Genomic DNA, 22518 nt, shown 5'->3' on the forward strand with positions numbered 1-22518 from the left:
GCAATAAAACAGTTTTGTAGCAGTGCGGGTTTCAGGCCGGCGGCAGCCGGCCCGTTATGTCGTGTCTGGGCTTTGACTCCGTGCCGCGCGTTGCCGACAAAGCCAGCGCGCGGCGGGACGGTTCCTACTGTTGATGTTTGCGTTTGCCCTTGGTTTTGGTTTTCGGAAATTCCTGGGCGATCAACGAACGCGCCAGTTTACGCAGTCCGTTGGACGAGACTTCCAGGCCGAGCGGCGAGCCTATCGATTCCAGTTCGTACATCAGGTCGGTCGCGGCCACCAGCGTCACGTAGCGCAAGTTCTCGCCGCCCGGCAGTTGCGTGGACGCCAAGCGCAGCAGCGGTGCCAGTTTGTCCCACGAGCTGTTGAAAAATTTCCGTACCGGATCGTTTTCCGCCACGTATTCGCCGGTCAGACCTTGTTCGAACGCGCTGCCGGCCTTTTCCAAAACCTCGCGCATCGTGGCCTTGGCCGATTCGTCGGCGGCGGTCAGTTTGGTGCGTTCGATGGCTTGCTCGACCGAGCCTTGCCAGTTTTGCCAGAGTTGCCGCCATTGCGCGAGTTCGGTTTCGGTCAATACCGGCGACGACTTGATCCCGTCGCTTTTCCGGTCGTTGGCCGTGTAGCCGACACCTAGCAACAAGCCCTTGGCGTCGGCCTTGGCTTGGTTGAAACGTAGACTGTTGACCGCGTCGTGCCAGTCTTCGCTGTGCTCCGCCGAGATAAACGGCAGCAGCGATTTGGCGATGTCCGGGCGAGCCCGGTTCAGGTCGATTTTTAGTGAGGCCAGTTTCGGTTCGGCGGCTTTTTTAATCAGCGACAGCAATTGGTCGATGTTCAGCGCTTGACCGTTGCCGTCGTAGGCCTGGGTGCGAGTGACCGGAAACGACAGCACGTTACCGGTCGAATCCAGCGTGGGCTGTTGAAAGGTTTGCAGAATGCCGGACCATTCGACGATGGTCATGCATTTGTTGCCGAGCGCGGTGCCGATCTTGGCCTGCACGTGGTTTTCGATTTTGACCAAGCCGTCCTCGCCGCCGATTTGCGGCTGGGACAAATCCAAAAAACTGCATTGCTTGCCGTCCTTCCAGACGCGTGCGGTTTCGCCGGCGCCGGTGTAAAGCTGGTTGACCAGTACGCTTCTGATCAGGCCGTATTCCATCGGCACCGGTACGTTGATCTCGCGAGCCTGGGCGGCTTGCGCCGTCAGCAGCAGGCCGCCGGTGAATAACAGGGTACGCAGGGTTGACATGATTTACTCCGTAACGTTGTCTTGCGCGGTTGGGTTGAGTTCGGAAATGCCCCGGTAGGCCGACGAAATCGGATAACGCCGATCCCGGCCGAAGGCGCGAGGGGTAATGCGGATGCCGGGCGGCGATTGCCGGCGTTTGTATTCGTTGCGATCGACCAGCGAAATCGCGCGTTCGACCGCCTCGCGCGGATAGCCTAGCTCGACGATGTCGGCGGCCGATTGATCCCGCTCGATGTACAGCGCCAAGATCGGGTCGAGTACGGAATAGGGCGGCAGCGAATCTTCGTCTTTCTGGTCCGGCGCCAATTCCGCCGACGGCGGCCGGCTAATCACCCGTTCCGGAATCACCGGCGTCAGCGTGTTGCGGTATTCGGCCAGTTGGTAAACCAATAATTTAGAGACATCCTTGAGCGGCGCGAAGCCGCCGGCCATGTCGCCGTAGAGCGTGGCATAGCCTACGCTCATTTCGCTTTTATTGCCGGTGGTCAACAACAGTTTGCCTTGTTTGTTGGACAGCGCCATCAGCAAAACGCCTCGGCAGCGGGCTTGGATGTTTTCCTCGGTGGTGTCGGTCTTGGAACCGGCAAACAGCGGCGCCAGCATGGCGTTGAACGCGGAGACGGCCGGTTCGATCGGGATCACGTGATGCCTGACGCCGAGCGCCTTGGCTTCCAGCTCGGCATCTTCGTTGCTGATGTCTTGGGTATAACGCGACGGCATCAGGACGCATTCGACCCTATCCGCGCCCAACGCGTCCACCGCCAATGCCAGAACCAGTGCCGAGTCTATGCCGCCCGATAGCCCTAGGATCGCACCTTGGAAGCCGTTCTTGCGCACGTAATCCCGAATGCCGAGCACCAGTGCCTTGTATTCGCTGACCACCGGCTGGTAGAGAGCGACGATGCCGGTTTTGGCCGGCCGCGAGCCGTTGAACTCGACGAGATCGAGTTGCTCCTCGAATTCGGCGGCGCGATAGACAATCTCGCCATCGCGATCGGCGACGAAGGAGGCGCCGTCGAAGACCAATTCGTCCTGGCCGCCGATTTGATTAACATAGACCAACGGAATGCCCGCCGCGCGAACTTGGCTGCAAATGATGGTTTCGCGTTGCTGCATCTTGCCGGCGTGGAACGGCGAAGCATTCAGGGTCAGGATGATGTCGGCGCCGGCGTCGCGATTGGCGGCGATGATGCCGTCGCGCCAGATGTCCTCGCAAATGGTCAGCGCCAGTTTCGTGGTCTTGACTTCGAAAAGACAGGTTTGCCGGCCAGCCTCGAAATAGCGTTGCTCGTCGAAGACGCCGTAGTTAGGCAGGGCGAGTTTGTGGTATTCGGCGACGATCGCGCCATCCCGCAACGCGGCGGCGGCGTTGTAGAGCGTCTCGCCTTGCCGGCTCGGGTAGCCGATTACGGCGGTAATGCCCTGGATGTCTCGCAGCAGCCGGGTCAGACCGCGTTCGGTCTGGGCCAAAAAATCGCCGCGCAACAGCAAGTCCTCCGGCGGGTAGCCGGTCACGCACAGCTCCGGGAAAACGATTACATCGGCGTGTTGGTGTTTGGCTTGCTCGACGGCGGACAGGATTTTTTCGACGTTGCCGGAAATGTCGGCGACCGTGAAATTCAGTTGAGCCAGGGCGATGGTTAGAGTCATCGATTACCGGGCGATACAGCCGCGCATTGCCGCGCCGATGTCCGACGGCGAGCTGACCATGGTCACGCCGGCCGCCTGCATCGCCGCGATCTTGCCTTTCGCGGTGCCCGCGCCGCCGGTGATGATGGCGCCGGCGTGGCCCATGCGTTTGCCGGGCGGCGCGGTTTGGCCGGCGATATAACCGACCACCGGTTTGGTGACGTGGGCCTTGATGAATTCCGCCGCTTGTTCTTCGTCGCTACCGCCGATCTCGCCGACCATGACGATGCCCTCGGTTTGCGGGTCGTCTTGAAAGCGGCTTAATACGTCGATGAAGTTCATGCCGTGGATCGGGTCGCCGCCGATGCCGACGCAGGTGCTTTGGCCGAGGCCTTCGCGGGTGGTTTGGTGGACGGCCTCGTAAGTCAGGGTGCCGGAGCGAGAGACGATGCCGATCTTGCCGGGCTGATGAATATGGCCGGGCATGATGCCGATCTTGCATTGGCCGGGTGTGATCACGCCGGGGCAGTTCGGGCCGACCAGCAAGGATTGCGTGCCTTGCATCGCCGCCTTGACTTTCAGCATTTGCAACACCGGGATACCTTCGGTGATGCAGACGATCAATGCTATGCCGGCGTCGACCGCTTCCAGGATCGCGTCGGCCGCGAAAAACGGCGGCACGTAAATCATCGTCGCACTGGCGCCGGTGGCCTTGACGGCTTGCTGGACCGTGTCGAATACCGGCAAATTCAGATGGCTGGAGCCGCCCCGGCCCGGCGTGACGCCGCCGACCAGTTGGGTGCCGTAGGCTAGCGCCTGTTCGGAGTGGAAAGTACCTTGTTTACCGGTGAAGCCCTGGCAGATGACTTTGGTGTGTTTGGCTATCAGAATAGACATTAGGCCACCTCTTGAGCCAGTTTCACCGCCAATTCGGCGGCTTGATTCAAATCCTCGGCGGGCGTCAGTCCCAGGCCGGAGTTTTTCAGCATGGCCAAGCCCTGCTCGACGTTGGTGCCCTCCAGGCGGACCACGACTGGAATCGTCAGATGCATGTCCTCGACCGCCGCCAGAATGCCGGCCGCGATCACGTCGCATTTGACGATGCCGCCGAAGATATTGACCAGCACGGCTTTGACGGTGCCGTCGGACAGGATCAGCTTGAAGGCTTCCTTGACCTTGTCCTTGTTGGTACCGCCGCCGACGTCCAGGAAATTGGCCGGCGCGCCGCCTTTGAGTTTGACCATGTCCATGGTTGCCATCGCCAGGCCGGCGCCGTTGACCATGCAACCGATATTGCCGCCCAAGGTGATGTAATTCAGATCGAATTGCTTGGCCTCTGCTTCCTTGGGGTCTTCCTGGCTGGCGTCGCGCAGCGCGGCGATGTCGGGATGCAAGGCCAGGGCGTTGTCGTCGAAATTGATTTTGCCGTCCAGCGCCAGCAGTTTGCCGTCTTCGGTTTCTATCAGCGGATTGATTTCGATCTGGCTGCAATCCTTGCTTAGGAACAGTTCGTACATGCCGTTCAGGATGGCCGGCAATTGCACCTGTTGCTCTTTGCCCAAGCCGAGCGCCGCGCCGATTTGCCGGCCCTGATAGGCTTGCAGGCCGGCGGCGGGGTGCACCGGAATACGGACGATCTTCTCGGGCGTTTCGGCGGCGACGGCTTCGATGTCCATGCCGCCGGCCGCCGAGGCGACAAACAACAGGCGCTCGCTTTCCCGATCCAGCAAGAGGCTCAAATAAAATTCGTTTTTGATCGCGGATGCCTCTTCGACCCAGACGCAGTTGACCGGCAGTCCGAAGGCGTCGGTTTGATGAGTGACCAAGCGTTTTCCCAGCATTTCGGCGGCGTGCTCGGCGACTTCGCGGGCATCGCGGGCCAGCTTGACGCCGCCGGCCTTGCCGCGCGCGCCGGCATGGATTTGCGCCTTGACGACCCAGGCATCGCCGCCCAATTGTTCGGCGACCTTGGCGGCGTTCGCGGCGCACTCCGCGATATCGCCTTTCGGCACCGGTACACCGTACACGGTAAACAGTTGTTTCGCCTGGTATTCGTGGATATTCATGTCCCGCTCCGATTCACGTTGATTGCCGCCGTCACTATAAGACTAGCCGCCGGGCAGGTCCTCCGCCGACTTAATGCTATGATGAAAGCCATCTTCATTCTAACTGAAACCCGCTGACAGAGACGGCATGCCTCCCGGTCAAACCCATACCTATTACCCTTGTCCGTTTTCCCGAGGTTACGGCATACCCGAGCGGCAAGCATGGCTGATGCTGAAGATATTCGCCATCTATCGCTTCATGGCCGGCAGTTTGTTCGTGATGCTGTTTTATTTACGGTTCGGCGCATCGACGCTGGGCACCTACGACAACACATTGTACCAGTTCGCTAGTCTCGGATACCTTGCGATTTCCGTGGTTGCCGCGCCGATCACGCTCAGGCATCGCTTCGGTTACGCGATGCTGGCGCAGATGTTTATCTTCACCGATATTGTCTTTATCACGTTGATGATGCATGCCAGCGGCGGCATCGCCAGCGGCATCGGCATGTTGTTGGCGATTTCGATCGCCGCCGGCGGGCTATTGATCGGCGGCCGTTGCGCGATCTTGTTCGCGGCGCTGGCTAGTCTGGCGGTGTTGGCCGAGCAGGTTTACGCGATTCAGACGCGCAGTTTCGAGCCGGTGACGCTGACCTATTCCGGCATGCTGGGCATTTCGTTTTTCTCGATTGCGTTCCTCTCGGTGATTCTGGCTCAGCGCGCCGAGCAGTCGGCGATTCTGGCGCAACAGCAAGCACAGACTATCGCTCGCTTGGAAGGCTTGAATCGCTACATTATTCAGCATTTGCAATCCGGAATTTTGATCGTGGATGGTGAGCGAATGCTGCAATTAGCCAATCAGTCGGCGCTGCGGTTATTGGATCTGGCGGATATTCCGCCGACATTGGCGGACTTGGCGGCTCCCTTGCAAGAAGCCTTCGGCTTATGGCGCGACAACCCCGAGCAGGATTTTGCCATCTTGCATTTGTCCGGCGACAGGGAAATTCAGGTACGGTTTTCCGTGTTATCGATGGACGGCGAGGCTTTGTATCTGTTGATCATCGAGGATATCGCTTTGTATAACCAACGCTTGCAGCAAAGCAAGCTGGCTTCGCTGGGTCGCTTGACCGCCAGCATCGCCCACGAGATTCGCAACCCGCTTAGCGCAATCAGCCACGCAGGACAGTTGTTGTCCGAGGCGCCAGGCTTGCCCGCCCAGGAAGTGCGGTTAACCGAGATCATTCAGAACCACTGTCAACGGGTGAACTGTATTATCGAGGATATTTTGAAGTTGTCCCGCCGCCACTTCAGCCATAAGCAAAAAATCAATCTGGACGCTTGGTTGACGGCTTATTTCAGCGAGCAGAAATTCGATTTGGGCGGACGCGCAGATGCGTTCGCGCTGGCGTTTGTCAGGACGGGCTTGACGGCTTGCATCGACGACGGCCATTTGAAACAAATTCTGGATAATTTGTGCGCCAACGCACTGCAGTACGGCAGGCCGGAAGCGGGGAAAATCCGGGTTGTGGTCGATCTGGTCGACGAACAGCCGACGATCAAAGTGATCGACAACGGTCCCGGCATCGGCGGTGAACATCTGACGCATTTGTTCGAGCCGTTTTTCACGACCTCGCACAAAGGCACCGGGTTAGGTTTGTACATTTCCAAAGCGCTCGCGGAACTGAATCAGGCCGATCTCGGCTACGTTCAGGATGGCGGAAAATCCTGCTTCGTGCTGGCGCTGGCTAACGCGGAAAACACGGTGATAGAAATATGAGCCCACCCGTCACGCTGGTTGTCGACGACGAGCCCGACATTCGGGAATTGCTGGAAATCACGCTGAACCGAATGGACATTCAAACCCGCTGCGCGGCTGATTTGGCCGGGGCCAAGCAATTGCTGGCCAATCAACGTTTCGATCTGTGTTTGACCGATATGAAATTACCGGACGGCGACGGTTTGGAACTGGTCGACCACATCCAAGCCTGCGGTCTGCCGTTGCCGGTGGCGGTGATTACCGCGCACGGCAATATGGATATCGCCATCAAGGCCATGAAAAAAGGGGCTTTCGACTTCCTATCCAAGCCGGTCGATTTGGCGGTGTTGCGGCAGCTGGTCAACCATGCGTTGCAAGCCTCGCAAGGGCGGGCGGCCGAAAAAGAGCGCCGCACTCGCGATGTGTTGTTGGGCGATTCGGTACCGATGCGGGCGATACGCTCGAAAATCGAGAAGGTGGCGCGCAATCAGGCGCCGGTCTACATCAGCGGTGAGTCCGGTTCCGGCAAGGAATTGGTGGCGCGCTTGATTCATCAGCAAAGCCCGCGCGGCGCGCAGCCCTTTGTCGCGATCAATTGCGGCGCGATTCCGCTGGAGTTAATGGAAAGCGAGTTCTTCGGTCATAAAAAAGGCAGCTTTACCGGCGCGGTCAGCGACAAGCAAGGTTTGTTTCAGGCTGCCGAAGGCGGCACGCTGTTTCTCGACGAAGTCGCCGATTTGCCGTTGCCGTTGCAAGTCAAATTGTTGCGAGCCATCCAGGAAAAGAAGGTCCGGCCGGTTGGCGAGCAACGCGAAGTCCCGGTTGACGTGCGCTTGCTGAGTGCCACGCATAAGGACTTGGCGAAAATGGTCCAGGAAGGGGCGTTTCGGCAGGATTTGTATTACCGGATCAATGTCATCGAACTGAATTTGCCGCCGCTGCGGGCCAGGGAAGTCGATATTCCGCAATTGACCCGCCACTTACTGACCAAGTTAGCCGCCGCCAACGGCACGGCAATTCCCGATCTGAGCGATGCGGCTTGGCGAGCGCTAAAGGGGTACTGCTTTCCAGGCAATGTGCGGGAATTGGAAAACATTCTCGAGCGAGCGTTGGCCTTGCACGAGGGCAATCTGATCGATGTTGACGATTTGAATTTGCCGTTGGGGCTGGAGGCTGCCGCGGCCGAGGATTTCGACGCGCAAAAGATGTCGCTCGAAAGCTATTTGGAGGGCATCGAAAAGAAAGCGCTGAGCAGTGCGTTGGAAGAAAATCGTTGGAATAAAACCGCGACCGCCAAGCAACTGGGCTTGACCTTCCGTTCGTTGCGGTATCGGCTGAAAAAGCTGGGACTGGAGTGATTGCGGCAGCCGGATCGGCTGCCGAGAAGCGGGTTGCGTTAGCGGTACTTGTCCATGGCGGCCAGTTGCTGTAGCGCGGCCTGGATTTTGGTTGTCGCGGCTTCGTCCAGTTCGTTGTTTTTATAGACTTTGTCGAGCAAGCCTTCCTCAACCAGCGCATCCTTGATCCAGCGCTTGGCAAAGGCATAGTTGCCGGAAATTTTCGCGACTTCGCCTGTTTTCGGATTTTTGACGCTGTCGGCAGTGGCGGTCGGTGCGGCGGCTTGGGCTGGCGCGGCCGGCTTGGCGGCGGTTTTGCGGGTGGAAGGACGGGGTGTCGCGGGTTTTGCGGCGGGGGCTGGCGGCGGGGGTGTCGGTTCGGCTTGACTGGCCGTGGGTTCCGGCGCCGGCGTTATCGCCGCTTCCGGTTTGGCGGCGCTCGGCTTGGGATTTTTATCGCCCATGACCACAAAGACGACGTAAGCGACAAATATCGTGGTCGCGATGAATAACAGTTCGGCCATAACCCTTCCCCTTTGTAAATATTATTTTTTGGTTTAAGAACAATGTGATGACAATTGTAGACGCCGGCCGCGAATATACCAGAGGCGGGCGAAGCGGTAAATACGGGCGATTTTCCCGGCGGGTAACTCGGCTTATTTCACCGGCGTTTGATTGGTGTGGCCGTTCAGCAAAATCGCGATCGACACTTTATGGCTATCCAGAAGATTGATGTCGGGCTTGCCGAAGGCGTAGCCCTGGCCGAAATTGACGCCGATTTCCTTGAGCTTGAGCGCGGTGCTGGCCGATTCGACGAATTCCGCGATGGTTTTTTTGCCCAATTTGGCGGCGATTTCGACCATGGATTTCACCAAAATCTGATCGGTTTCGTTTTCCAGAAGGTTTCGGATGAACTGGCCGTCGATTTTGACGTAATCGACCGGAAAGGTTTTCAGGTAATTGAACGAACAAAAGCCGGCGCCGAAATCGTCGAGCGCGAACTTGCAACCCAGCGCTCGAATTTTGTTGATCATGTGGCGGGTTTTTTCGAAATTGTCGACGGCGGCGGTTTCGGTAATCTCGAAGGTCAGGCGGCCGGCTTCCACCCAGGTCAATTCCAGCTTGTCCCGTATCGTCGGCAGCAGATCGGGATACTGGAAGGCGGTACTGGACAGATTGATCGCCAGCGACACGTAAGACATGTAAGACGGCATCGCCGCCAAAAAATCGATCGCGTGTTCGACGACCCATAGGTCGATCGCGTGGATCAAGCCGGTGCGCTCGGCGACCGGGATGAACTGATCCGGCGTGATCACTTCGTTGTTTTCGCCGCGCATGCGCAGCAACACCTCGTAGTGGGAGATATTGCCGTCGCATAACTGAACGACCGGTTGAAAAACCAGAAACAGGTTGTTTTCGCGCAAGGCCTTGCGAATCAGCGGTACCCAATAGATGTCGCGGCGGCGTTCCTTGACCGAAATATCTTCGCTGTTGTAAAGGCATACCTTGTCCCGTCCGCTGTTTTTAGCATAGTTGCAGGCCTGACGGGCGTGCAGAATCATCTCGCCGGGATGCACGGCGGCCACTGAATTATCGAGTGCGGCGATGCCGATCGAAACCGATGCGCTATAACAAACTTCGCCGGTAAAAAAACGGAAATTGTCGACCGCGTTCTTGATCGTCTCGGCGAACACTCTGGCTTGTTTTTGGGTTTTGTTTTCCAGGAACAGACAGAATTCGTCGGCGCCGATGCGGGCGAACAAACTGCCCGGCGGCGCCATTTTCCGGACCAGTATGGTCAATTCGACCAACAGACGGTCGCCGACTTCGAAACCCTCCAGCTCGTTGATCAAGCTAAAGCGATCGACGTCGATAAACAGCAGGGCGCCGTCTTTCTGCAGTTTATTGCTGCGGTTCAGGATTAAACGCAGTTGCCGTTCGAAACTGCTCCGGTTAAACAAACCGGTCAATTCGTCGTGGGCGACCAAAAACTTCAATTTGGCGTCGATGATGCTTTTGGCGGCCAGTTCGTTGATCAATTGTTCTTCCTGCTTGAAGCGCAGTAAACGCTCCTGATGCAGGCTAAGCAGAAAGCGGACCGCCAGCAACAATTCCTGGGTGTTGAATGGATTGTTGATTTTGTACACCAGGCAGTTTTCGTACTCCTGAGGGCATGGCGACGCACTGCAGTCGGGGTTTTCGTCGTCCAGGATCACGACCGGTATCACCGACGCTTCGTTGGCATTGGCCAAGCTGTGACAGAGATCCGCGGTTTTACAGGCCGGCAATTTGGCGTTCAGCACGATCAGGCCGACGGCTTGCGGCTGGTCGTGGAAGGGTTTGAGAATCTGGTAAATTTGTTCGCCGTTGCTGGCCGAACGGAGGTTTCCGAAGCCTTTGGCCTTGAGGGTGGCGGCGATTTTTTGGGCGGAAACCTCGTCATGCTCGGCAATGATGATAAGTTTTTCCTTGAGCGCGTCACTGGCAATCATCTGTCCATACCGTCCAGGTATTGAAAAAATCTTGAACCATCATAAACCATAGCGTGCGCAGGAATCCAGCAGGGTGAGGATTGAAAAATTATATAAATGGTCTAGGTTTAAACTGAGTGCTTAAAGTCATTTCTATAAAGCTGCGGTTTAGTATAGGTTAAATTTTCATTCCAATAATCCAGATGCAACTTTCTTCGTCGTTGGGTTTAAGCGTTTCGGATTTACTTCGAGGCGACATTCAGTTGGTTTCGCCCCCCAATGTTTATTTTCTGCTTAAAAAAATCATAGACGATCCGCAAAAATCGGCTAGCGATGCGGCCTTCGTTATCGAAGACGACGCGGCTCTGGCGTTGAAGGTTTTGAAGATCGTCAATAGCGCGTTTTACGGGTTTCCGTCGCAAGTCAGTTCGATCGCCAAGGCGATTTCGCTGATCGGCATGCGCGAATTGCAGAACTTGGTGTTGGCGATGGTGGTGGTTGAGAGGTTCTCGGAACTGCCGGGGCAATTGTTGTCGATGCACGACTATTGGGCGCGCAATTTACGTTGCGCGCTGCTGGCGAGAGCGCTCGACAAACTGCTGGGAAAGCGTTACGCCGATACCGCCTTCGTGTGCGGATTGGTCCACAACATCGGCCAACTGGTGTTCTACCGACGAATTCCGGTGCTGGCGCGGGAAGTCGATTTGTTGCTGCAGTCGCAAGCCCAACCGGAAAGCGACGACGAAGTGCGCATCGAGCAAAACGTCATTGGCTTCGATCATTTCCAAGTTGGCGCCGAGCTTTGCCGGCTTTGGAAGCTGCCCGAAGTCATCGTCGAAAGCGTCAGGCTGCATTGCTATCCGGACACACTGGCACCCTGCGCCGACATTGCCGCCATCGTCAGACTGGCGAATCTGCTGTGCCGAATCGAGAATCCCTACGATGCTTTTACTATCGACGCTCTGGGCTTGACGCCCGATCAGCTCAGTGTCGTGTTGGACGACATCAGCATGGAATTCGAAGGCATTTTTAAATTGTTCTATTCCTAAACCCGAAGCGGGCTATCCGAGGCCGCCGCCTACGGATTTTCCTTCGCCGAAGCCGGCGAGTTTCAGGTTGCAGCGTCGCTATGCCCGGCTTTTCGGTTTCGTTTGGCGGCTGAATCCGGTTATTATCGGGTTTTGGCCGATTTCGAGGGAAATCCATGATGGCTGCGTCAAACAAACTTCGCCGCGCTGGGTTTTGGTGCGCTTGCTTGCTGATGTTGCGGATGATACCCGCGCATGCCGCCGAAACCCGGCCGCCGGCCTGGCCGGAATTTGTCGAAGGCTTTATTGCCGGCTACTTTGAGCAGCAACCCACCTTCGCCGCCGAGGCCGGCCGCCACGAATTCGACGGTCGCTTGCCGGATTGGAGTCCGCAAGGTTTGCGCGATACCGAACGCTGGCTGGAAGCGCAGCGGATGTTGGCGCTGGCCTATCCGGACCAAGCCTTGACGCCGGCGCAACGTTTCGAGCGCGACTATTTGCTAGCGACCGTGGCCAAGGAATTGTTCTGGCGGCAAGTCGCGCGGCGGCCGTTCAAAAGCCCGCAGTTTTATGCCGGCGCCTTGGACCCGAATCTTTACATCAGCCGGCCTTATGCACCGTTGGCCGAGCGGATGCGGGCGTTCATTGCTTACGCCGGCAACGTGCCGCGCGCCGCTGCCCAAATCCGCGCCAATCTGGAATTGCCGCTGCCGCGCACCTACCTCGACATCGGCAAAACCGTATTCGGCGGCCTGGCCAAATTTTACGAAGCCGAGGCCAAGGCCGCGTTTGCCGATGTCGCCGATCCGGAATTGCAACGGGCGTTTGTAGAAAAAGTCGGTCCGGCGGCACAGGCGCTGCGCGAGTTGGTGGATTGGCTGGAGCAACAAAGGCCGACGGCGACCGACGCATTCGCGCTGGGGGCGGAAACCTTCAGCCGGATGCTGGCTGATACCGAAACCGTCGAGCTGCCGTTGCCGAAGCTGGAGCAAATGGGCCGCGCCGATTTGCAGCGCAATCTGAAAGCATTGGCGCAAGCCTGCCGCCGGTTCGCGCCGCAAGCGACGACGGCCGAGTGCGTGGCGCGGGCGGAGGCGCATAAGCCGGCGGCCGGTCCGGTCGCCGCCGCCGGCGAGCAACTCAAGCACTTGAAAGCCTTCGTCGCCGAGCGGCAATTGCTGACCATCCCCAGCGACGACGAAGCCCATGTCGCGCCGTCGCCGCCTTATGCGCGTTGGAATCTGGCTTACATCGACATTCCGGGACCCTACGAGCACGGCCTGCCGTCGGTGTATTACGTCGCGCCGCCCGATTCGGCCTGGAGCGCGGCCGAGCAGGCCGCCTATCTGCCCGGCCAAGCCAATTTGCTGTTCGTGTCGGCGCACGAGGTCTGGCCCGGCCATTTTCTGCAATTCCTGCACGCCCATCGGGCCGGCTCCAAATTCGGTCAACTATTCGGCAGCTATGCGTTTTCGGAAGGTTGGGCGCATTACGCCGAGGAATTGATGTGGGAAGCCGGCCTGAACGACGGCGATCCGGAAACCCACATTGGCCAGTTGGTCAACGCCTTGCTGCGCGACGTGCGCTTTCTGGCCGCGATCGGCTTGCATACCCAAGGCTGGAGCGTCGAGCAGGCCGAACAAATGTTCCGGGAACAAGCCTTCCGCGATCCCGGCAACGCCCGCCAGCAGGCCGCGCGCGGCACCTTCGATCCGGCCTATCTGAACTACACGCTGGGGAAATTGCTGATCCGGCAACTGCGCGACGACTGGAGCGCCCGGCGCGGCGGCCGTAAAGCCTGGCGGCAATTCCACGATACGTTTTTAAGCTACGGCTCGCCGCCGATTCCGTTGGTCGCGAAGGCGATGTTGGCCAGCGAAGGGCGTTAACTCGCATCGGAAATGCGGTACGTCCGGCGCGGATCGGCGGATGGCAGGCACTCCCATGCCGTAAAGTCGAGGATTAACCGTTGGTCCCGAGCGCGGCCGGAGGGCGAACTGGTAAACCGTCCATGGTTCGACAGACTCACCTCGAACGGTTTACGAGCTACCGCGAATGGTTCGACAGGCTCACCGCGAACGGTTTACAAGTTCACCAGCAACGGTCTACAGGCTTGCCGCGAGCGGTATTGAGGGCCGGTTTAATCGCCAATGGCTTTGCTCTCGCGACGGCTGTTTTTATAACAAAGTCGCCGGTCCAGCCGCCGGCGCACGGTTTCGGCGCGCTGCCGATCGCGGCGGAAGCCGTGCCTACGCCGATGCGTTTTATTCCGCGCGGTGAAAATCCCGTCCTGATCGTTAGGCTATGCCGGTAGGCGGTGGCGGGCCTCAAATTGTGTATCGGTTTCGCTGCACCGCGCGGGATTTTCGGCCGTTGCCACATTCCGCCGAGTCGTCGGCACGGCCGGGTGATTCGACTGTATCCGTCGCCCCCAACAGTGCCTGGACCTTTTTTGCGAGATCAACAAGGCGGTGGCTTCGGCCAAGGCTTTGTCCTTCCGGTTCTTGGAAGGATTCATTTTTTGATCTCAAATTTAAATTCGGTTGAAAATTTGAGGCGACAACTATTCTGACGCGGGCGGTCAGTTGAACAACCTGTCCCACATCGCATCAACCTTTTTAATGACGTCCTCGCGCATCACGATAGGCCTGCCCCATTCGCGCTGGGTTTCGCCGGGCCATTTGTTGGTGGCGTCGAAGCCGACTTTCGAGCCTAGACCGGACACCGGCGACGCAAAATCCAGATAATCGATTGGCGTGTTTTCCAGTATCGTCAGGTCGCGGGCCGGGTCCATGCGGGTGGTGATGGCCCAAATCACGTCTTGCCAGTTGCGCACATCCACGTCGTCGTCAACGACGATCACAAACTTGGTGTACATAAATTGCCGCAGGTAGGACCAGGTGCCGAGCATGACCCGCTTGGCGTGGCCGGCGTATTGCTTCTTCATGCTGATTACCGCCATCCGGTACGAGCAGCCTTCCGGCGGCAAGTAGAAATCGACGATTTCCGGAAACTGCTTTTGCAGAATCGGCACGAACACTTCGTTCAAGGCCACGCCGAGAATTGCCGGTTCGTCAGGCGGCCGGCCGGTGTAGGTGCTGTGGTAGATCGGCACTTGGCGCTGGGTGATGCGCTCGATGGTGAACACCGGGAATTCGTCCACTTCGTTGTAATAACCGGTGTGGTCGCCGTAGGGACCTTCCGGCGCGGTTTCGCCGGGATGGATAAAGCCTTCCAGGACGATCTCGGCGCTGGCCGGCACCTGCAAATCGTTGCTCAGGCATTTGACGACTTCGGTCTTGCTGCCGCGCAACAGGCCGGCGAAGGCGTATTCGGACAAGGGGTCCGGCACCGGCGTCACCGCCGCCAGAATCGTCGCAGGATCGGCGCCCAAGGCCACCGCGACCGGGAACGGTTCGCCGGGCCGCTGCTGTTGCCATTCCCGAAAATCCAGGGCGCCGCCGCGATGCGCCAGCCAGCGCATGATGACCTTGTTTTTGCCTATCACCTGCTGGCGGTAGATGCCCAGATTCTGGCGTTCCTTGTTCGGCCCCTTGGTAATCACCAGCGGCCAGGTAATCAACGGCGCGGCGTCTTCCGGCCAGCAGGTCTGGATCGGATAATCGGCCAAGTCAATCTCGGCGCCGATGCGGATTACTTCCTGACATGGCGGATTGCTGACGACTTTGGGTGCCATGTTCAGCACCTGCTTGAACACTGGCAGTTTTTCGAAGGCATCCTTCATGCCCTTGGGCGGCTCGGGTTCCTTTAAATACGCCAGCAATTCGCCGATGCCGCGCAGTTCGGAAATATCGGTGGCGCCCATGCCCATCGCCACCCGCTTGGTGGTGCCGAACAGATTGCCGAGCACGGCGATATTGGAGCCCTTGACGTTTTCGAACAGCAAGGCCGGGCCGCCTTGCTTCAGCACCCGGTCGCAGATTACCGTCATCTCCAAATAGGGATCTACCTCGATTTTGATGCGTTTCAGTTCGCCTTGTTTTTCCAGTTGGGCGATAAAGTCTCTTAAGTCTTTGTATTTCATCGGATGGTGGGTGGTCAGTGGGGCAGGGAACGGCAGGTTTTAAGACCGAACGACCGGCGGTTCCAGGCTAATCGGCGACAAGTTTGCCCGCTTTGTCGGGGGAATTGCAAGGCGAGCCGGGCGCCCGAGCGGCGAGCGCTTAAATTCGGTCGGCGTCGTTAGGCTTCGGAGCGGATAGCCGGGTACCGAACAGGTAGTCGCACCCAGGCCAGGTCACGCACCAGTTGCCGGGTTTGGGTAAGGTGTGGTGGTCGTAGTGCCAACTTAAATGGCGCCGGCCCCAAGCCGGGTCTAAATGGGCCTTGCGGTGGCGGGTGTAATAAATCAGTAGAGAAAAATACAGGCCGCACGGAAAGCCGGGCCAGATCGCTAGTAACGGCGCGTGCAGCGAGGCGATGCCGGCCAATACCGCCAGTTCCTTGGTCTGCGCGTTCCATGCGTTCAAGCGGATTTTCGCGTAACCCGGATCGTACATCGCGTGTTCGGCGCAGGTCGCGTGGTGCCCGTGCCAGTGATAGGCCCAAAAGCTGTTCCGGCGCTTGCCCAGGCCGTGCAGGATAAATTTATGCATCAACCATTCGCCGAGATTGGCGTAACAGAGCGCTAGAACAAACTGGACGGCAAACATCATCGGTAATCCTGTTCGATTGGGGGAAGACGCTTTGGAGGCGGCTGTGGCGACTTGGACTGGCGTGTCGATGTTCGATTTCTTGTCGGCTGCCCCCTCATCAGGCTCGGTTTTGTGTGGCGGCGCGGCCTGCTGAAGGCTGAGCGTATTGTAACTATTCAGCGCGAAGTAAAAACGCCCTCTCCCGGCGGAACGGGGGATGAACTTCTCAATGTCAGCTATGCCGTTCGCTGAGCGGCGTCGAAGCGAAATCGCTGGCTTCGGCTCCGCTCAGCCAACGCCTCATTTCGGCTCAGCCAGCACCTTATTTCGGTTCGGCCAGCGCCTTATTTCGGCTGGGCCAAAGCCTCATTTCAAGCTCCGTTCAGCCAGCGGCCTACATGGACTGCAACCGTTTAACTTGGCGCCGTTGGTCATCACTTCCCCCCAAAAACGCCTATGACTAGTTACGGCGTATTTATATAAAAAAGCTATCGATATTATAAAAACAATCGATTTTATTTATATAAAAATCTTCTCCAGAATAGCGACCAAGCCGGACGAACCGGGCGAGATATCGCCGCCGGCCTTATCAAACACCTATCAGGAGAACAGCCATGAACACCAGCAAAACCATTAAAATCGCCGCCGTTATCGCCACCGTATTGATGGCCGCCAACGTACGCGCGCACGGCGACCGAATTGAAGCCAATAGCGGGGAAGCCAAAACCGCTATCGCCGAAGTGGTCTACGACAATCCGGCCTATAGCCGGGGCATACACAGCTACCCGAACCCGATCGCGGAGCATCCGATGGGCAAAGCGCGGGCGATCTACGTCGATAAAGCATACGGCCAAGCTATTTATAGCTATCCGGGCAACTGGCGGTAATCGCAACAGCGCCGGGCGGCGCTTAATGGGCAATGCGGTAAAGCTGTCCGGCGCGCTCCAGGATGGCGGTGAGGTCTTCGGCCGGCATCGGTTTGCCGAACAAGTAGCCTTGGGCTTCGTCGCAATCGTTTTGCATCAGGTATTGGGCTTGTTGCTCGGTCTCCACGCCTTCGGCGATGACCTTGAACTTGAGGATACGGGCGATCGAAATAATCACTAGTACGATGGCGGCCGCGTCGGCGTCGTGCATGATGTTGGCGACGAAGGAGCGGTCGATTTTCAACTTGTCGAAGGCAAAGTGCTTCAGTTGGTTCAAGCTGGAATAGCCGGTGCCGAAGTCGTCTATCGAGATTTGCATGCCGGCTTCGCGCAGTCGAGCCAGAATCTCGCGCTTTTTTTCCGGGTGGCGGATGAATAGACTCTCGGTCAATTCCAACTCGACGTATTGCGGCGGCAGGCCGGTATCGGCGACGATCGCGGTCACCTGATCGGCGAAATCCTCGTGATCCAACTGGCGTGCCGAGACGTTGACTGCAACGCTGAACGGCGGATAGCCGGTTTGCTGCCACAAACGGTTTTGCCGGCAGGCTTCGCGTAACACCCAGGCGCCTATCGTTTCGATCAGACCGATTTCCTCGGCCACCGGGATGAAGGCATCCGGCGGCACCAAGCCTAGTGTCGGATGCTGCCAACGGATCAACGCTTCGGCACCGATGATACGGCCGGAATTCAGATCGATTTGCGGTTGGTAGTGCAGAAAGAATTCGTCGCGTTGCAAAGCCCGGCGCAAATCGCTTTCCAACCGCAGTTTCGACGATACCGCGAATTCCATGCTGTCTTCGTAAAAACAAAAAGTGTTGCCCTGTTCCTTGGCGCGGTACATCGCGGTGTCGGCGTGTTTGATCAACAAACCGCTGTCGATGCCGTCGGCCGGAAACAAGGAGATGCCGATGCTGCAACTGATATAGAACTCTTGCTCCATCAGCAGGAAGGGCTTGGCGATGGTGTTGCAGATTTTGTCGGCGACCGCCACCGCGACCTGGGCGTTGCCGATTTTTTCCAACAGTAGAATGAATTCGTCGCCGCCGAAGCGGGATACCATGTCTTCCTTGCGCACGCAGCTCTGGATGCGCTCGGCGGCGGCTTTCAACAATTGGTCGCCGACATCGTGGCCCATCGTGTCGTTGGTGAGCTTGAAGCGGTCCAAATCCAGAAATAACACCGCGTGCAATTGCGGGTGGATGCCGTCGGCCTGGATGACCGCGTTCAGTTTGTCCATGAACTGGGCACGGTTGGCCAGATTGGTCAATGGGTCGTGATAAGCCAGGCGGTTCAGCGTGCGCTGGCTGCGGCTGGCATCCAGCAAGTGGGCGATGCGTTTACGCAACACCGTGAAATGGATCGGCTTGGGAATGTAGTCGTTGGCGCCTATCGAGAAGGCCAACTCCACCGAATGTTCGTTTTCCAGCGCGGTGATCATCAAAATCGGCACTTCGGCGCCGTTCGGCAGCGCCCGGATTTTTTGGCAGGCTTCGAAGCCGTCCATCTCCGGCATTAGCGCATCCATCAGGATCAGATCGGCCATTTGCTGTTGACAAATAGCGACGGCTTGCTGACCGGTGCCGGCCAGGTCGACGATGTAGCCGTCCTTTTCCAGAATATCCTGCAACGCAAAGCGCATCGCGCGGTCGTCGTCGGCCACCAGAATGCGCGGACCTTGCGGCGTGGGCGCGGCGTCGGCGATCGTTTCGGTGCCGATTTCGCGTAGCAGCAATTGTTCGATGAATTGATATTCCTCGCGCAATTGGCGCAGCAGCGCTTCGCTGTTTTCAAGACTATGCTGCTCTCCGGCATCTTCCAGCTGCTTGGCGACGGCCGCCAGCTTATTGGCGCCGAGGTTGCGGCTGGCGCCTTTCAGGCTATGGGCGAGTTCGCGAACCTGTCGTGCGTCGTTGGTCGTCAAGGCCAAAGCCAATTGTTGGATTTGGACCGGCGAATCTTCCAGATAAAACCGTACCATCCGCTCGAAACCTTGACCGATTTCGTCGCGCAATTGGCGCAAGACCTGGTCGTCCAAGGTGTTGGGCGTCGCGTTGGCGCGGATATTGGGCTTCGCCGCGACAGGGGCGTTCTCCAGCCAGTGCAGCAGCTTTTCGCGCAACGGCGCCAATTTGATCGGCTTGGCCAGGTAATCGTCCATACCGGCGGCCTGGCACAAGTCGCTGTCGCCTTGTCGGGCGTTGGCGGTCATCGCCACGATCGGAATGCGCGCCAACGGCTCGGGCAATAGCCGGATGCGGCGAGTGGCTTCGAAACCGTCCATGTTCGGCATGTGGCAATCCATCAAGACCAGGTCGAAGGGTTTGCGCGCCAGCCATTCCAAGGCTTCGTTGCCGGACGCGGCGATTTCGTACGCGCAGCCCAGCCGCTCCAGCATGCCGGCCGCCACCATCTGACTGGCGCGGTTATCCTCGACGATCAGGATTACGCGGCCCAACTCGGCTGAGTGCGGCGTTTCGGCGGCGGCTTCGACCGGCGCGGAGTCCCGGTAATCCTGGCCGACGGTCAGGATGAAGTCGTATAACTTGGATACCTGTACTGGTTTGGTCAGATTGGCGGCCACGTTGGGCAGGCGGGACTGGCCGGCGGTGTTGCCCGGATTGGACAGCAGGATGATTTTCAGGTCGGCCAGCGCCGGATCGTGAGCGATCAAATCCAGCCAACTCAGGTCGCCGGCGTCTTTCAGATCGACGATCGCGAATTGGTACGCCTGGTCCTGTTCGCGCGCCGAGCGCAGCATGTCGACCGCGCGAATGCCGTATTCGCTGTGGCGGTAATGGATTTGCCAATGTTCCAGGGTCTGGGTCAGGAATTGGCGCATCTTGGCGTTTTCGGAAATTACTAGGACGCGCAAATTGGCGAAATAAGCCTGGCGGGCTTCCGACAACGCTTGAGTGCCGCGCGGCGCCTCGAAGGGCACGGTAAACCAGAAGGTGCTGCCGCCGCCGGGCTGACTGACCACGCCGATCTTGCCACCCATCAGATTGACCAGTTGCCGACAGATCGCCAGGCCCAGGCCGGCGCCTTCGTGGTGGCGGGTGCTGGAGCCGTCGGCCTGTACAAAGGCGTCGAAGATGGTTAACTGGGCGGCGGCGGAAATGCCGATGCCGGTGTCGCTGACCTCGAAGCGCAGCAGATGCAGGTCGGCGCTGGCGCTTTCCACGCTAACCCGAATCGAGATTGCGCCTTGCTCGGTAAATTTCAGCGCGTTCCCGACCAGATTGATCAGCACTTGCCGGACCCTGGAGGCCTCACCGTTCATCACCAACGGGATTTCGTCGGCGACGGCGTAATGGAGTTGCAGGTTTTTGCGGTGAGCTTGGCCGGCCATCAATTCGACGACTTCGTCCAACGTTTCGTAAAGTACGAAATCCACCGGCTGACGTTTCAACATACCGGCTTCGATCCGGGAAAAGTCGAGGATGTCCTCGATCAATTTCAACAATGCTTCGCCGGCGTTGCGGGCGATCATCGAATATTCGAGTTGCTTGGGCGTCAGGCCCATGTCCTGCAATAGTTCCAACATGCCCAGCACGGCGTTCAGCGGCGTGCGCAATTCGTGGCTGACGTTGGCGGCGAATTCGCCTTTCAATCTCGCCGATTCCAGTGCGGTGTCGCGGGCGCGTTCCAACTGCTTTTCGCGGGTTTCCAATACTTCCATCATCGTATTGAAGGCGCTACCCATATCGGTGATGTCGCGCGGGCCCTGTAATTTGGCTCGGACGTTTTTCGCGCCGGCCGATGCCTTGCCCATTTGCTTGGCCAGCAGTTGGATCGGCAGGGTCAGGCGGCGGGTCATCGCCAGCAGGAACACGAAAAACAGCATGGCCGCGCCGCCCGAGACCAGCAGCGTCGCCCAGAGTATCTGTTTTTTCATCACGTTCAGCGAGTGTTTGCCCTGGGCCAAACGCACGTAACCGATCAACTCCGGTTCGGCCTGGGCCTCGAACGGCGACGCGTCCTGGTCGCCGCCGCGCGCGAACACCGGTGCCACGAAATACCAGGCTTGATCGGTTTCCTGGACCAGACGCAGGTCGTCCGGCCAGCCGGATGCGTCGCCGCCGTCGGGCAGCGTGGTGTCGCCGCGCTCGAACAAGGCTTGCCGGGCGGCGTTGAAAATCGCAACCCCGCGCACGTCCGGGAAGGACAGAAATCGCCGGGCCGGTTCCTCGGCGTTTTCCTTGCTGGCGTAGAGCAAGGCCAGCGCGCTTTGGGCGGCGAAGGCTTCGGTGGATTGGCGGCCCTGGGCGATCCATTGATCGCGAACGATGCGGTAGGACAAGGTCGAAATGCCGAACGAGGACAGTAGTGAGATCGCCAGCAGCCCGACGGTAAAGGTGACCGTCAGTTGTTGTAAAAAACTCGCTCCCCGCAGGCGTGGCCTCGATCGCTGCTTCATTCGGGCTTAGGGGGTTGGGAAAACCATGGCGAATTCGCGGCGGGTCTGACTGGAAAAACGCAGGCCTAAATGTTCGGCGGTCCGTAAGTTGACGGCGACCAGCAAATCCCGCAGCAATTTGACCGACTCGAATTTGCCGTCGGGCCGGGCTTGTTGCAAGGCCAGGCTGGCCAAGCTGCGGCCCATGCCGAAATTGTCCGGATACAACGAAAACAACGCGCCTTTGCGGACATGGTCGAGATTGCTGGAGAACACCACGAAGTTTTTCTCCCAGGCTTCCCGGAGCACTTCGGGCAACAGCGATTGTTCGTCCATCGCCGCGTTTTCGCGCGGTAGCCACAACGCGATCGAGTTGTCTTTGATTTCCAGCAGGATCTGCCGGAACAGGTCCGAGGAATCGCGTAGGTTGCCGGTCGGTTGGGCCGTCAGGATCAAGTCCCTCTCCTTGGCGGCACGTTCGGCGTGTTCGATTTCCCAGGCGGTTTGGCGGGGATCGTAAATCACAGTGACTTTTTTGATGTCCGGCACCAATTTTTTCAGATGGTCGAACATCGCTTCCGGGGCCGGCGTCAGACTGATGCCGGCCAAGCCTTGCGGTACCTCGTCCGGGCGGATCATCGTTGCGCCGATCACGACCGGAAATGCCGCCGAGAGCGGCTTGGCCACCGCCAGTCCGGCGCGGCCCAGCGTGACGACCACGTCGATCCGGTCGTTTTTCAGGGCGCCGATCAAGCGGTCGGCGGCGGTCGAGTCGCGGTCGTTGAGCAGATAGTGGCCGACCGGTTTGCCCAGTTCCTCCTCCATGCCGCGGGCGATTTCCAAAAACACCGAGCGGTAAGGTTCGCGGACATCCGGATAAACGATTGCTACCGTCGGCGTATCGGCTCGCGCGATACCGGCCATCGCCGACAAAAAGACTGCCAATAGCAGCGTGAAAATCAAACGACCGAACAAAATAACTCCTGAATAATGCATGAATGAGCCAGTCGCGGCGACAATTCG

General features: G+C 58.4%; 15 protein-coding genes. 5 read left to right on the forward strand and 10 right to left on the reverse strand.

Translation table 11 applies throughout. The annotated features are described in order from the left end of the window. Positions 1-124 precede the first annotated feature (124 nt). From ACQE3D_RS03015 to sucC, 4 genes are read right to left on the reverse strand one after another with little or no spacing between them, the layout of a single operon-like run. A complete protein-coding gene (locus tag ACQE3D_RS03015; RefSeq protein WP_064031618.1) occupies positions 125-1252 on the reverse strand; it encodes a hypothetical protein in 1128 nt (375 codons plus the stop codon). Positions 1253-1255: 3 nt separating this feature from the next. Beyond that, complete coding sequence (locus ACQE3D_RS03020; protein ID WP_313729146.1) at positions 1256-2902, reverse strand: NAD+ synthase; 1647 nt, start codon at positions 2900-2902, stop codon at positions 1256-1258. Positions 2903-2905: 3 nt separating this feature from the next. Beyond that, complete coding sequence (gene sucD, locus ACQE3D_RS03025; RefSeq protein WP_313729145.1) at positions 2906-3778, reverse strand: succinate--CoA ligase subunit alpha; 873 nt, start codon at positions 3776-3778, stop codon at positions 2906-2908. Next, positions 3778-4947, reverse strand: coding sequence for an ADP-forming succinate--CoA ligase subunit beta (sucC, locus tag ACQE3D_RS03030; RefSeq protein WP_064031615.1), 1170 nt, complete (start codon positions 4945-4947; stop codon positions 3778-3780). Before sucC ends, sucD begins: the two co-directional genes overlap by 1 nt. A gap of 127 nt (positions 4948-5074) precedes the next feature. Between sucC and ACQE3D_RS03035 the strand changes: the two genes are divergently transcribed. Together ACQE3D_RS03035 and ACQE3D_RS03040 are read left to right on the forward strand one after the other, a co-directional pair. Further along, positions 5075-6700: a sensor histidine kinase gene (locus tag ACQE3D_RS03035; RefSeq protein WP_313729144.1), complete on the forward strand. Its 1626-nt coding sequence runs from the start codon at positions 5075-5077 to the stop codon at positions 6698-6700. Next, positions 6697-8037 (forward strand): sigma-54-dependent transcriptional regulator, encoded by a 1341-nt coding sequence (locus ACQE3D_RS03040; RefSeq protein WP_313729143.1) that lies wholly within the window; start codon positions 6697-6699, stop codon positions 8035-8037. Before ACQE3D_RS03035 ends, ACQE3D_RS03040 begins: the two co-directional genes overlap by 4 nt. A gap of 38 nt (positions 8038-8075) precedes the next feature. Here the strand turns inward: ACQE3D_RS03040 and ACQE3D_RS03045 are convergent, their stop codons facing one another. Together ACQE3D_RS03045 and ACQE3D_RS03050 are read right to left on the reverse strand one after the other, a co-directional pair. Further along, on the reverse strand, positions 8076-8540 hold the full coding sequence (locus ACQE3D_RS03045; RefSeq protein ID WP_313729142.1) for a hypothetical protein: 465 nt from the start codon (positions 8538-8540) through the stop codon (positions 8076-8078). A 132-nt stretch (positions 8541-8672) separates the two neighbouring features. Then, positions 8673-10508: an EAL domain-containing protein gene (locus ACQE3D_RS03050; RefSeq protein ID WP_313729141.1), complete on the reverse strand. Its 1836-nt coding sequence runs from the start codon at positions 10506-10508 to the stop codon at positions 8673-8675. Positions 10509-10690: 182 nt separating this feature from the next. On the opposite strand from ACQE3D_RS03050, the gene ACQE3D_RS03055 reads away from it, so the two are divergent. Both ACQE3D_RS03055 and ACQE3D_RS03060 read left to right on the forward strand, forming a co-directional pair. Next, a complete protein-coding gene (locus tag ACQE3D_RS03055) occupies positions 10691-11536 on the forward strand; it encodes an HDOD domain-containing protein (protein WP_168029954.1) in 846 nt (281 codons plus the stop codon). A 155-nt stretch (positions 11537-11691) separates the two neighbouring features. Then, positions 11692-13404: a DUF885 domain-containing protein gene (locus tag ACQE3D_RS03060; RefSeq protein WP_427501207.1), complete on the forward strand. Its 1713-nt coding sequence runs from the start codon at positions 11692-11694 to the stop codon at positions 13402-13404. Between the two features lie 692 nt (positions 13405-14096). On the opposite strand, the gene ubiD is transcribed toward ACQE3D_RS03060, so the two are convergent. Next, the gene (ubiD, locus tag ACQE3D_RS03065) at positions 14097-15560 is read right to left on the reverse strand and encodes a 4-hydroxy-3-polyprenylbenzoate decarboxylase (protein WP_313729139.1); all 1464 of its coding nucleotides are present in this window, start codon (positions 15558-15560) and stop codon (positions 14097-14099) included. A 139-nt stretch (positions 15561-15699) separates the two neighbouring features. Then, positions 15700-16191 (reverse strand): sterol desaturase family protein, encoded by a 492-nt coding sequence (locus ACQE3D_RS03070; RefSeq protein ID WP_313729138.1) that lies wholly within the window; start codon positions 16189-16191, stop codon positions 15700-15702. A gap of 593 nt (positions 16192-16784) precedes the next feature. Here ACQE3D_RS03070 and ACQE3D_RS03075 point away from each other — a divergent pair. Then, a complete protein-coding gene (locus tag ACQE3D_RS03075; protein WP_064031606.1) occupies positions 16785-17057 on the forward strand; it encodes a hypothetical protein in 273 nt (90 codons plus the stop codon). Between the two features lie 22 nt (positions 17058-17079). Here the strand turns inward: ACQE3D_RS03075 and ACQE3D_RS03080 are convergent, their stop codons facing one another. Next, a complete protein-coding gene (locus ACQE3D_RS03080; RefSeq protein ID WP_313729136.1) occupies positions 17080-21516 on the reverse strand; it encodes an EAL domain-containing protein in 4437 nt (1478 codons plus the stop codon). 6 nt (positions 21517-21522) lie between these two features. Next, positions 21523-22470, reverse strand: a complete 948-nt coding sequence (locus ACQE3D_RS03085; RefSeq protein WP_313729134.1) for an ABC transporter substrate-binding protein — start codon at positions 22468-22470, stop codon at positions 21523-21525. Between the last annotated feature and the right edge of the window lie 48 nt (positions 22471-22518).

The sequence above is a fragment of the Methylomonas sp. MS20 genome (genome assembly GCF_050275925.1).
Taxonomy (GTDB): Bacteria; Pseudomonadota; Gammaproteobacteria; order Methylococcales; family Methylomonadaceae; genus Methylomonas; species Methylomonas koyamae_A.